Raw genomic sequence first — 13062 nt, 5'->3', positions numbered from 1 at the left:
GAGTACATAACCATTAACAAAGGATGATAATAATGGGAAAAAGGAGAAAAAAGAAAGTCGGCCATTATTGCTGGGGATGCGATTCTTATAAATCTAATGAGAGTTTTAGCGGAAAAGGTCATGCTATACATTTATGCAAAAAATGTAAAAGTAATGGGGTCACTCGGAGGCCTGAACGAAATGATGACTTTTACAAACCACAAGTAAAACCAAATCGATATATGAAAGCCTTGAAAATCAAATACAATTTAATAATTGAAGATGAACATTACATTGTATTTTCTCGTGGTGGAACTTTCTATATTGCATATTCTAATCCATTTGATAGTAATTATTGGGTTTATATGTTCAATTTAAAATCAGAAGAAAATTTCCAATCAACCAATGAATTTGATGATATCGATGCACAATATGCTATTAATTATAAATCGGCACAGGCCGATATGAGATATGTTGAAAATTGGGAAGAATTGAGTGAGATAGAGCCCTTCTATAAACGTTATGTCATCAAGTTAGAAGAATGGTTTGCAAACGAGGAAATTATAACGGCAGATGACTGGAATGATGCCGCAGTTGACCATGATCCATTCGATGAAGATGACTTATATTTAACAGATTTTCGAGAACTCTATCTAAACGTGAGTGACAAAGAGAAAAAACTACTTTCTTCCCTGTTGCAGCTACAGCAAATTCTTTCTACAAGAATAGAGGAAAGTGAAGAGGAAGAAATAGAGTTTATATAGGTGGTCAAAAGTTTTAGGAATTTGGCAAGAACCCACGTGCCCAAGATCGTTAAAATGTATTGTCGAAATGTAAGGAAAAAGGTATAATATTTACATCTTATTTTATTTTTTCTTTTTTTTGCGACCAACATTTTTGGGTCAGCAGTCGAATTAACAAACAATTGGAGCCTTTGAGGTTTAATTAGTAGTGAACATGATTTTTTTCGTGTCCTATTCTAATCAAACTTCAAAGGCTTTTTTATTTTGTAAAAACCGTATGAAGAGTGTATTCAAACAAGAATGATTGAGCTTATTGGCTTTGTTTCGTTCTTGTTTTTTATATAGATATAAAACTTTTAGAAAGAGAGTGTGAACCTGATGAAAGGAGATATTTATTAAAGATCTTCTTACTATCTGTATCAAAATCTAGTTCAAAATGAACAAAGATGTAACGAAAAAAACAAATAAAACAAATAAGGGAGGTGTATCCCTAGCTGATGATGTTGGTTAGGGATACTACCCCATCTTCATGTGCTAGGGATTTTTTATGTCCAACAACAAAATTGAGTGGAAATTAGAAGAAACAGAAGATTGTCCAAAAATGTTAGAAGTGTATCTAGAGCAAGCATGGCAAAATGCGTTTTGTTACGCTCTAGCCTGCGAAGCGCCAGACCAATCCTGGAAACAACCATTAATTCTGATGACGATCATCGCAGGAAGTGATTCCACCCTTCAATCGATGAAGGCTGCGATGGATATTGGATCGAATGGATTCCATTTTGGTCAAGGAGAAAAGACACTGACAACTTACGAATTTCAGAGAGATTTTCAATTATGTGCTGATAAAGGATCTTACGAGAAATTTCCGATCACCATTAATCAAAATCGAAAAGCCCTTGCGATTGTTCACGATAAATTACTTGCGAATGATGAGTATGTTCTATCGTTTGACGGTAATCCAGCACAAGATATCGCCAATCTACTCGGAGGCTCTAAATACGGTTTACACATCCTTGATGATTGGAAGGAAATCGTATACCAAGAGTTAATATCTCGTGGCTATTTGGAAGAGATTGAGATGTATTACGACAAAAGTCTGTTTATAGATGGTATGTCGCTATTACGAATCAAACTATCAGAAGAGGATGCAGATAACCTTATATCTGAGTTGGTAAAGTCAGGAGCGCTTGTTTTCCCGAAAAGTGGTACGGGTCAAGCAATAGAGAATGTGAATTCTTTAACTGATTACCTACTTGAGTACTCTGATGCAATGGTTCAAAAACTTGCAGAAGAGGTTCAACCGACTCATAACCCAATGGAAGATGAATCCTTGCAGCATTTTGAGAATTTCCCGCGAACTTTATTCCCAGTTCAAAGCCATGTTGCGACAGCCATCTCAAAAAGATTGCTAGAACAAAAGGCTGTGATTATTCAAGGGGAAATGAGCACCGGAAAAACGGCGGTCATGACAAGTGTTGCCGAAGGATATCATCACTTAAAAGGGAAAACAGGGTATTTTGCGTGCGTCATGGTGCCACCAAGTTTAACAGCTAAGTGGCCTGATGAAATTAGGGAAATTGTTCCCCATGCTGAGATTCATGTGATTGAAAAAACAAGCCAATTAATTGAATACCATGTAGCTTGGGAAAAAGCAGGGCGTCCGAAACCAATTAAGCCTACCTTTTTTGTTATTTCCTTTACTACAATGCGTGGAGATAGCCGGATTGTTCCATCTGTAGAGTTTTCTTATAAGAAAACCACTTTGCAGAAAACAGAACAACGCACTCCATATAGATATGGATATTATTGTCCTTCCTGTGGTCACGCTCATCAAGTCATTGAATCAACTAATGTTGTGACGAATGAAAACGGTGAAGAAGAGACAAAACACACGAAACGGACAATGAATGAAGATGAGTTCGGAACTGGCAGACGTATCAGTAATAGCGTGAAACCACAAAATGCTTTTTGTTCAGAATGTGGTGATAGCCTATGGACGAAAAAAGTTCCAACACACTTCAGCTCTTTCAAAGAGTGGGCAATGTATGAGAAAGAACTTGCCCATGCCTTAGCGCAAAAAAATCCAAATCTATTTAAGCATATTCAGGACACTCATAAGGAGTTACCTAAAGTAGTAGGAATGCCGAGACGTATTGCAGCCATTGAGTACATTCGTCGTCAAATGAGAAATTTCTTTGATATTTCAATAATTGATGAAGTGCACGAACGTGTGAGGCGTTGCCTTATAAGTAGCTGAAAAGCAATGAAATAGGCGTACCTCTAGAAAGGTATAACTAATGAATTGAAGTTGGGAATGAAAGCCTTCATGTTGAGCTGAAACCAACTGTCTGATACTCCTACATGCGTTTATCCTTAGTAGAGGATAAAGGTGTGAAGCTAGGTAAAGTCGGCCGAACTTACTCCTAAGTCTATTTATAGATATGGATAAGGATAGGTCGGGACGCTATAAATTACCCATGGTGAGAATGTTTCAAGGGAAACTGACGAATTTGCGAATGAACGTGCCTAGAGAACTACTGATTGGGAAACCTTTCAGACTACATTAGTAGGGTGAGATACCGATGAGTAAAATTGTTCGTTATGAAAATCGGAATAACCAACAACGAGGTTATAAGGCTCACAGGTACAAAGCAAACACCTAAAGGTATATGTACAGCTAAATTCATTGGAACGTCGAAAGCAATAGACTCCTATCTAACGCCTACTAGCGGGGAGGTTGCTATAAGGGTAAAACCGAAGTGCATTTACTATTGTGAGAGTAGGGTCATAGTACCGTTGAAGCTATGGAAACATAGTGGAGGGATAGGCCCAAGTCTATTAATAATCTAACAATCTGAGTAAAGCTGAAGTTCATCTTTCGGGTATGAAGGTGAGTTGGAATATCAACAAAGGAGTTGATATCGACACCGATGAACACGAGGACTTCACGAAACAAACAATACTACGATTTTGCAAAAGTTCAAAAAGAACTTTACGAGAGTAGTAAGAAGGGTAAAACGGATTTTAAAGATCTTCTAGAAATTATTCTATCTGATGAAAATATCCTACTTGCTTATAGAACCATTAAAAGTAATAAAGGCTCCAAAACAGCAGGAACAGATGATAGGACGATTTTAAACTTAGCTGAATCTGACCAAGAACATTTCTTAAAAGAAATAAAAGCTCTTTTAAGAAATTATAAGCCTCAAGCTGTCAGGCGAGTATTTATTCCAAAACCTAATGGTAAAGAAAGACCACTAGGCATTCCAACAATTAATGATAGATTAGTACAGCAAATGTTTTTAAATGTACTTGAACCCATTTGCGAAGCAAAATTCTACAACCATTCATATGGTTTTAGACCTCTCAGAACAACGAGACATGCTGTTGCAAGAGTTCAAACATTAATCAACATTAATAAGCTCCACTTTACGGTAGACATTGATATCAAAGGATTCTTTGATAATGTCAACCATTGCCTACTAATCAAACAATTATGGAATATCGGAATAAAGGACAAGCGTGTACTTGCGATTATAAGCAAAATGCTTAAAGCACCAATACAAGGAGAAGGTATTCCAAACAAAGGAGTACCACAAGGAGGAATATTATCCCCACTCCTATCTAATGTTGTACTTAACGACTTAGACCATTGGGTTGCAAATCAATGGGACACATTTGATAAAACTCGTCACAAGTATGTCGGGAATGATGTTAAAATCGCAAACCTCAGACGAGCATCTAACTTGAAAGAAGGTTATATCGTTCGTTATGCGGATGACTTTAGAATCCTTGCAAGGGACCATGGAACAGCAACAAAATGGTTCCATGCTGCTAAAGGTTATCTAAAAGACAGGCTGAAACTAGATATATCTCCTGAAAAGTCTAAGATTATCAATCTTAGGAAAAGAAGCTCTGAGTTTCTCGGCTACCGAATGAAAGCAGTAAAGAAAGGCAACAAATTGGTCGCGAAAACTAATGTTTCGGAAAAGAACATTAAACAAATTCAGCAAACATTAAAGAAGAGAATTATTAAAATCCAAAAGAATCCTGTTCCAGATAACGTTAGAATCTATAATGCAACAGTTCTAGGAGTGCATCAGTTCTACAAGCATGCAACCCATGTTGTAAAAGATTTTAATGACATTGAATACAGGTTATTGAGAACCCTAAAATCTAGGCTCAAAAAGATAGCGAAATATGGATATCCAAGATTATCTGAGAAGTCAACATATCTTAAGTTTTATAAACCAACAAGAAAGACTTTCAAAATTGGAAAAGATGATTACCTATTTCCTATAGGTGATATTAAAACAACTTCCAATTTTAACTTCTCTCAATCTTTAAATCCTTATGATAACAAAGAACATTTCGAATGGGATAAAGAGATCGTCACAATGATGAAATCCAGACTCCAAAATCGAAGTGTTGAATATATGGACAATAGATTATCGTTGTACTCCCAACAGAAGGGATTATGTGCAGTATTAAAAATTCCGCTTCCTGCAGAATTTGTTCACTGTCACCATAAAACACCTGTTGAATTAGGTGGTACAGACGAATATAAAAATCTCACTATCGTCCACGTATTTGTTCATAAGCTAATCCATGCTACTCGTCCTGAGACTATAAATAAATATATCAAGCTACTAAAACTTAACTCTATGCAGTTAAGAAAAATTAACCAACTCAGAAGGCTTTGTAAGCTTGAAAAGATTGTTATTGATTAAATAATAGATGGAACGCCGTATGAGCTGAAAGGTTCACGTACGGTGTGGAGCGGGGGAAAAGGTGGAGATTATATCAAAACCTTACCTATCGCTATTTAAAGGAGGCATGACGGCACAAGGCAATTCCTTAGGAAGCTTGGCAAAGGTTTCGAAAAAGGTAATAGCTGGCACTGGCACATTGTTTGGCGGCCGTGCAGAAGATGTTTATTTCCTGCTCTGGCGTTTATTCCCTCATGAAATGGTAGCTAGTGGTTTCAAATTTTCTGAGATACGAAGATTCAATGAAGAATTCGGCAATATTGAGGAAACCATTTATGAATACAAAGAGGACGGAGAGTACTCAAATACGAATTCTCGTGGTGGAGTGAGAAGAACAGAGAAAGTCATGCCTGGGATTTCCCCTTTCATTTATGGACGCTACATGCTTCACAATGTTGTGAATGTGCGTCTTGTAGATGTTTGGCCAGATCCGGTGCATCTGGAAAACGTGCCTACGATTTTCGTAGATATGGATAAAGATTTGTCCGAAGCTTATCACGATATGATTGGAGCATTTGAACATGCGATTGATACTCGTGACGATGGGCATAAGCTATACCTGCCTATGACGGATTTCGGAATTAGTTACGTCGACAATCCTTTCACTTTTCCAAATGCCACGGTGAAAACTGATGAAGAGGGTACTCGTGAACTTATCTGGAAGGCGATCCATTTAGATGAAAATCGATTGCTTCCGAAGGAGAAAAAGTTACAAGAGATCATTGAATCGGAAATGGCAGAAGGCAGAAAATCCATTGTGTACGTAAGAGACACTGGTTCTTCTAGTCCTGGCAGGGATGTTCGACCACGATTACAAAAAGTCCTAGAACAGATCGGTGCCAAGGTTTGTATTTTGGATACCAATACAACTGCAACGAATAAGCGTTCAGAATGGTTGAAAAAGAAGATTGAAAAGGAAAACTATGATGTTTGTATAGTAAGTCAGGAGCTCGTCAAAGTAGGTTTAGACCGTGCGACAAGAAGTTGCTAACTGATAGTGCTTCGCAAAGAAGCCACCTTAGTCATTAAAGGTGTTCCCGCCCGAAACTGCTTTCCGAGTAATCGGATTGTTGGGTTGCATGAGGGTTAAATGCTTAATGGAGGACTTTACACAGAAGTCCAATAGGGCTAGGGAAAGATTGAGAAGGTATAAGCGAAGCTGAACCTTTGTAGACTCCGTCACCGACAGCAGACGTACTGTGGTTGAAAAAGTCTGTAGAAGCGGATAGGAAAAGTTCTACGGTCGAGGAACTGTGAGATGACCCATAGATCCGCCGGAGGAAAGAAGGATGCCTAACTCAATCGTATCTATCGTTAGTAAAACTTGGTAAGCCCTATGTATTCCTCTCATTCGAGGTAGGAGAATCGTAAGAAACTTACAATATACAGAGGGTAAAGGAATGTGGAGAAAGCGAATGCCAACAGAACGAAAGTTCAGACGAAAACTCATGCGTATAAGTCGTTGGATAGGGAAATACCCAAGCTGAAAGGCTGCAGACTTCCACATGGTCTTCAACACGAAAGAAAGCGAAAAGAATAATCCTAAAGAGAGGGAGATATGTTATGAAAACTAACGAGAATGTTAAGTCGGCTGTTTCCCCACTAGTGGAGAATTGGCACTCAATTAATTGGGTGAAAGTTCAACGCTATGTTAGGAAACTTCAACAACGAATCTATCGTGCCGAACAATTAAACCAAACAAGGAAAGTAAGAAAATTACAAAGATTACTTTTAAGAAGCAAGGCTAATTTACTTCTAAGTATTAGACGAGTAACCCAAGAGAATAAAGGTAAGAAAACAGCAGGTATAGATGGATATATTTCCAATACACCACAAGAAAGAGTTGATTTATTCAACAAATTAAGTGGATACAGCGTTAGAAATATCGATGTCAAACCAGCCAGAAGAACCTATATTCCTAAAAAGAACGGTAAACTCCGCCCACTAGGCATTCCGGTTATTGTTGACAGAGTATATCAAAACGTCTTCAAAAACGCTTTAGAGCCGCAATGGGAAGCAAAATTTGAAATGACTTCTTATGGATTCAGACCTAAACGTAGCACTCACGATGCTATGAGTGATTTATTCGTTAAATTAAGCAAAGGCAGTGCTAAGGAATGGATTTTTGAGGGTGATTTCGAAGGATGCTTTGATAACTTGAATCATGAATATATTATGGATTGCATTAAAAATTTCCCTAATAAATTAGTAATTCAAAAGTGGCTAAATAGTGGCTATGTAGATAATGATGTATTCCACGAAACAACAAAGGGAACACCACAAGGCGGTATTATCTCGCCATTATTAGCAAATATTGCACTACATGGAATGGAGAAAGAAATCGGTGTTAGATACATCCACACAACACGACAAGGAGATACATTGTATCAAAATTCCGTTGGTGTGGTTAAGTATGCTGATGACTTTGTATTTGTCTGCCCTACTGAAAAAGAGGCATATAGCATGTATGAAAAATTACAACCTTACCTAAGCAAACGTGGACTAAATCTTGCGAAGGATAAAACAAGAGTAGTTCATATTGGTAAAGGATTCGACTTTTTGGGGTTCAACTTCAGACAATATCCAACCAAAGATGGAATGCGTTTATTCATTAAACCTTCCAAAGAGAGTGTAAAACGAGCTAAACAAAAGATTAAAGAAATATTTGAGTGGGGGAAAGGTAGAGAAACTTCGCTCCTAATTGATAGATTAAATCGTGTCATCAGAGGGATAGCGAATTATTGGTCACCAACGGTTGCCAAAAAGATTTTCAAAGATATAGATAATTATATCCTCAAAAGAACGCTAATCTACTTGAAACATAGACATCATCGTAAATCTATTAAATGGATAAGAAAGATGTACTTCAAACCTGACCATACGGGTGTAAGTAAAGACAAATGGATTCTTACGTGTCCTCACGACAACACTATTCAGCTTATGAAAATGAGTTGGGTGAAAATCGAGAGACACACTAAAATCAAACAATATAATAGTCCATTTGATGCTTCACTTAAAGAATATTTCGAGCGACGGGATAAAAAAGAGTTCGATAAGGAGAACACTTTAGCAAAGCAAAAACTTGCTAAAAAGTCTAAATACAAATGCAGAGTTTGTCGTGAATCACTTGTTGGGGACGAGCCGTTAGAAGCGAATCATATAGTACCGAAAATTATAGGCGGTTGGGACACTTATGAGAACCTTGAATTACTTCATAAGTCTTGTCATAAAACACATCACGCATTATTGGAGAGTTACGGTAACGGTAAGCAATTACCAAAGGTTCAATCTTTCCTTAAAAGGAATAATGTAGATGCAAATAGCAAACAAGCGGTTAAACATATGATGGAAGCATTTAAGAAGTTCGTATATTAATTGATTCGGAGGAAAGAGGGCTTGAGCCGGATGTGCTGAAAGGTACAAGTCCAGTTCTTAGGGGGGAAAGAGATGGTAACATCTCTGACCTACCCGACTCCTGTGTTGCCCTACGCTTATCTACTATCAATTTAGTTGGTCCTTATTCACAATCAGTCAATCTAGCAGACGCAGTTGGCGCATTGGTCAAGATAAAGAGTGCAGGCTTTTTTACATCCAGTACAAGAACACGTTCCAAGAGACCATGGCAACGCTCATTGCACAGAAAAATCGTGCAGCGGCTGCCATTAATGGGGAAGTTAGTTCTGATGGATTGTCCGCAATGTTAGGAGAAGAAGGCGATCTACAATCCATGTTAATCCAAAGTGTTAAGAACGGAAATAAGGTTCTTAAGGGGTCTACAGAAGATTGGGTGAGCCAGACGTCTGATCGGGCGAGAGAAATCCTTGCGGGTATTGGTAAGAAACGTCAGCCATCTGTTCAAGAACAAGTGATCAATTGGATTACATCTCAAATCCAAGTGGAATCTACTAAAAATGTATTGTTACGAAAAACAAAGCTCATTACAGAGGATATCGAAAAAGGCAATATTACTGGATTTACCGTCAATCAAGGTGTACTGGAAGTCGACTTAATTGAAGCGTTTGGTTTTGAAATGGTGCCGGAAGGAACGATCCTATCCCACTTAGTTCACCAGCAGCAACCAAGTCTACAAACTTCAAATACGTACGATGCCAAATTAGTGGAAGTCAATTCTTCTACAGCATCAAAACGTAAAAAAAATGCACCGATGGATGGCCAGTTAGCGTTTGACCTATTTTAATTAAATTTTTGGAGGAACCTATTAAATGAACGTAATCGTTGAGTTTTTAACCTATTGTCAATTTTTCATCATTTTAGTGTTGGAGCAATATTGTTTTGAAAAATCCATTCAAATCCGGACAATGCAGTATCAGGAATCATTGTATATTCCAGATATTTATAGTGTTGAAAATTGTCCCGTGGTATCCATTCAAACTGAAACACCTACTGTTGAGGTATCAGATATTGTTGGTACCGAAGCAGAAGAACTTCTTGCTGCTTTACAACAAGAATTAGGGGAACATGATTTGAGTGAAGTATCTGCTCCTATGGATACTGATTATACGCATGAATTAATTCCTGCCGTAGCATTCTTTAATGATGCGGAAGGTTTTGTAGATGAACATTTAGTTAGTCATTTTCCAAATTGCCTTGAACCAGATTTTGAGTCAGATCCTATGGTCAATGAAGAAGATTGTTTGTCATTGGATGATTTACTGGATTCTGAGCAACCAGCGATTTCAATGGAATACCAACAATGTGCTACAGCAAAAATTGCTGATAATCTTATGGGCGATCAACAATGGACTGTTTTGGTATTAGGGAAGGAAGGTCCATATATTCACGTCAGTGATGGGCGCCGAATTTGGCTAGACTTGGGTGAGAAATCTAAATTGATTCATCGAAATGACGTCCTATCTGTGGAAGTAAGTCGGAAGGATGATGGGAAAATCGAAGTGCTTCGTACGATAAAATTAGAGGAAGCAGCTTACGTGAGCGAGGATTATCTGATTCCTGATGAGGAGTACCTGTTAAAAAGGGAAAGCAGAATGATTGGTTAATGAGTAAATCCAATCAGTATCCTATCACAAAAAAAAACAAGGAATTTTAGTTCCATAAAAAGTAATTCGCATTAATTTTTTGTCGTAGAATTGTAACGTACCTCGTTACATTCTACCTAAAGCTTATAACTATGGATTGTTGTAAGTTTTAGGTAGAATAATAGGTATAAAGTACCATGTTTAATTTGCTAAATTTTCTGGCTACTCATACGATAAGTGTAAGTAATAATATGAAAGGGGGCACAATAATGCATTTAGATACAGAACTATTAAGTAGTTCTAAAGTACTGAAGTTTGTAGAATCTACAAAGAACAGCAAATTACTAGTAGATGAAGTTGAGATGGTCTATTCATTACAAAAGAAGAAAGTAATGCTAAAAGGCGGAGGGATTATGGTTTTTGAGCATTACTTAGATGAAGGTTATTTCGAAAATTTTGAAATGTCGTTAGAGCACGTTGTTTTAAGTTGGTACGGGCCATTAGTACTACTTTTGAACTGCGATACGACTGCTACGATCAAAATAAACCCTGATGGTAGTTATAAGGAAGATAATATTTCCATTTCTTGCAATCTTGTGCTTTCAAATAAGGGAGTTCGTGAAAAGTGGTCATATTTATTTAACCAATTGAAAAAAGTGGTACAACTTCATAAGTATATAAAAAATGTAACATTTAGAATTCATAACCATCAATTAACCAATATCACCATTAATTTTAATATAGATCGCAAAGAGTTTAGTGCAACTCTAAGAAAATTAGAATCCCCTAATATGGGGTTGTACAACCAATGGTTAACGATCGTCAAGCATGTGAGGGAGAATACCTTTAAACAGTACAACCAAACATATGAAGTGCCCATTCATAATGGGAAAATGATGTTTAATCTTACACGTGAGACGATTCAAGAGCATCTAGAATGTGACCATGTTTAACAGGAGGGGGATAAAATGAATTATTTGTTAAAACTTTTTATCCCATTGTTTTGTATCTCTATTATTCTAGTTCAGCCGAATCCGGGATTTGCAGATCAAAACGGTGTCCCTTCTTTTGTGCCGAAGAGCAACATGAATGGTCAATCTATTCAAAAAAAGGATTTCCATTCGACTATGGGCAGTTGGATGGGTGACATGGACGGAATTTTACCCCAAGTGTACGATACGGGGATGAAATTTATTACCATCATGTTCATTATTGCTGTCATAGCATTAGCTTTATCGCTTATTTTTAAAAATGGAAAATGGACGAAATGGTCAACAGGAGTCATGGGCACAACGCTATTAATTATTCTTTTTTTTCGTGCAGGCCCCATCATCATGTTGACAACAAACACAATAGGGGTTACACTTTTTGCTAGTAATTTATTAAAATTTGTAACCTCAGTTGGTATTTATATAGCAATTGGTATGTTATTAGTATCTTTGTTAATGCGCTTATTTTATAAACTTATTAATCATCCAGATTATTTCCGCTGGAGCAAACGATTAATGTTAGGTTCGGTTATCATTGCAGTATTATCATTGATTATACCGGTTGTATTTTTAGGTTTCTAAACAACAAGAGGTTGCATGTTTTTAGAGGAGAGATAGTTAATGATCAAATTAGTTGTAGATAATACAAAAAAAAACACTCCTAAAACATGTGCCGAAGCATGCAGCTTATATGATCCCATTACCCGCGAATGTGGTATTTGGGAAGAAGTGGATGTTATGAATCCTAGTGTATATGCGCGATGCCAAAAAAAACAACCAATATTGTTTCATGAATCCCTTCCAATGGGAAAGAATGCATCTAAAAAGATTAAATTTACACTTTTAGAAGATGACTTTGAATGTGAATTTGATGACCAGGCTGTTTTTTATAAGTTACAGGGGGACAAATTTGACGAGGATAAATCAAATTATCCGTTAATGCCTGATTTTCCTTCTGAACGAGATGATGCGATCTGGTACGTGGATCCTTCTGGGACTTACGGCAGCTGGATTGTCAATCATTCAAAACAAAAGTTTATGTCTGTTTCAAATGACCAAATGCCTGAAACTGGTTTTACTTCAAGAATCTATAAATCTCCTTATCCATTGCATGATCATAATACTTCCAAGTCTTTAGCAAGCAGGATGTGTTGGTATGTCGATGAGGAAGGATTCGGACAATATGTATTGCTGGGAAATGGAGAAATTATGATGTTGTCCAGCCACAAAGCGGGAAAATAAAAGTACCTAATGCGGTTATTTAAAAGAAAAAAATCTTTTGCTATATACAAAGTGAATGATGAGGCAAGAGATTTTAAGGATTTGATTTGTTGGTGAAAAAAATTAGGACATATACGTCTAAAATCTTTGAAGAAAAACCAACCAATGGAAAAAAAGGCCGTTGGTCTATTTATAACTTGCTTTCTGGTTGTCTGGGATTTATATTTTACTCTTTAATAGTTATAGGATTTATGTTTTGGCTTCTACTTTAGCCTTGCAAAAGGGAACATTTCAATTCACAGCCAATATAGAAAAATTTTCGTTCGTTTGCTGAATAGGAGCCTTCATTGTTATGAGGGCTCCT

Annotated in this window: 10 protein-coding genes; all 10 read left to right on the top strand. The window is 37.1% G+C overall.

The features are described 5' to 3' along the window. The first annotated feature begins 32 nt into the window (after positions 1–32). Entirely contained in the window at positions 33–743 is a 711-nt protein-coding gene (locus HPT25_RS27740; protein WP_173071988.1) for a hypothetical protein, read from the top strand. A gap of 526 nt (positions 744–1269) precedes the next feature. Next, positions 1270–2979 (top strand): DEAD/DEAH box helicase family protein, encoded by a 1710-nt coding sequence (locus tag HPT25_RS27735; RefSeq protein ID WP_173071986.1) that lies wholly within the window; start codon positions 1270–1272, stop codon positions 2977–2979. A 673-nt stretch (positions 2980–3652) separates the two neighbouring features. Next, positions 3653–5452 (top strand): group II intron reverse transcriptase/maturase, encoded by a 1800-nt coding sequence (gene ltrA, locus HPT25_RS27730; protein ID WP_173071984.1) that lies wholly within the window; start codon positions 3653–3655, stop codon positions 5450–5452. A gap of 61 nt (positions 5453–5513) precedes the next feature. Continuing rightward, positions 5514–6482 carry a hypothetical protein gene (locus HPT25_RS27725; protein ID WP_217270024.1) on the top strand — a complete coding sequence of 323 codons (969 nt, stop codon included), beginning with the start codon at positions 5514–5516 and terminating at the stop codon, positions 6480–6482. 572 nt (positions 6483–7054) lie between these two features. Further along, on the top strand, positions 7055–8866 hold the full coding sequence (gene ltrA, locus HPT25_RS27720; RefSeq protein WP_173071982.1) for a group II intron reverse transcriptase/maturase: 1812 nt from the start codon (positions 7055–7057) through the stop codon (positions 8864–8866). A 244-nt stretch (positions 8867–9110) separates the two neighbouring features. Continuing rightward, positions 9111–9689 (top strand): hypothetical protein, encoded by a 579-nt coding sequence (locus HPT25_RS27715; protein ID WP_173071980.1) that lies wholly within the window; start codon positions 9111–9113, stop codon positions 9687–9689. Between the two features lie 25 nt (positions 9690–9714). Continuing rightward, on the top strand, positions 9715–10509 hold the full coding sequence (locus HPT25_RS27710; protein ID WP_173071978.1) for a hypothetical protein: 795 nt from the start codon (positions 9715–9717) through the stop codon (positions 10507–10509). 248 nt (positions 10510–10757) lie between these two features. After that, entirely contained in the window at positions 10758–11441 is a 684-nt protein-coding gene (locus HPT25_RS27705) for a hypothetical protein (RefSeq protein ID WP_173071975.1), read from the top strand. A gap of 15 nt (positions 11442–11456) precedes the next feature. After that, positions 11457–12059 carry a hypothetical protein gene (locus tag HPT25_RS27700; protein ID WP_173071973.1) on the top strand — a complete coding sequence of 201 codons (603 nt, stop codon included), beginning with the start codon at positions 11457–11459 and terminating at the stop codon, positions 12057–12059. 39 nt (positions 12060–12098) lie between these two features. After that, positions 12099–12719, top strand: coding sequence for a hypothetical protein (locus tag HPT25_RS27695; protein ID WP_173071971.1), 621 nt, complete (start codon positions 12099–12101; stop codon positions 12717–12719). Positions 12720–13062: the final 343 nt, after the last annotated feature.

Source organism: Neobacillus endophyticus, from assembly GCF_013248975.1.
Classification (GTDB): domain Bacteria; phylum Bacillota; class Bacilli; order Bacillales; family Cytobacillaceae; genus Neobacillus; species Neobacillus endophyticus.
The sequence above is the reverse complement of the archived record's forward strand: the minus strand, read 5'-3'. Positions and strand labels throughout refer to the sequence as shown.

Bases quoted from the DNA above. Each gene is read 5' to 3' on its own strand.
- HPT25_RS27740 (WP_173071988.1), top strand. From the start codon at position 33: ATGGGAAAAAGGAGAAAAAAGAAAGTCGGCCATTATTGCTGGGGATGC.
- HPT25_RS27715 (WP_173071980.1), top strand. From the start codon at position 9,111: ATGGCAACGCTCATTGCACAGAAAAATCGTGCAGCGGCTGCCATTAAT.
- ltrA (WP_173071984.1), top strand. From the start codon at position 3,653: ATGAACACGAGGACTTCACGAAACAAACAATACTACGATTTTGCAAAA.
- ltrA (WP_173071982.1), top strand. From the start codon at position 7,055: ATGAAAACTAACGAGAATGTTAAGTCGGCTGTTTCCCCACTAGTGGAG.
- HPT25_RS27695 (WP_173071971.1), top strand. From the start codon at position 12,099: ATGATCAAATTAGTTGTAGATAATACAAAAAAAAACACTCCTAAAACA.
- HPT25_RS27710 (WP_173071978.1), top strand. From the start codon at position 9,715: ATGAACGTAATCGTTGAGTTTTTAACCTATTGTCAATTTTTCATCATT.
- HPT25_RS27700 (WP_173071973.1), top strand. From the start codon at position 11,457: ATGAATTATTTGTTAAAACTTTTTATCCCATTGTTTTGTATCTCTATT.
- HPT25_RS27705 (WP_173071975.1), top strand. From the start codon at position 10,758: ATGCATTTAGATACAGAACTATTAAGTAGTTCTAAAGTACTGAAGTTT.
- HPT25_RS27735 (WP_173071986.1), top strand. From the start codon at position 1,270: ATGTCCAACAACAAAATTGAGTGGAAATTAGAAGAAACAGAAGATTGT.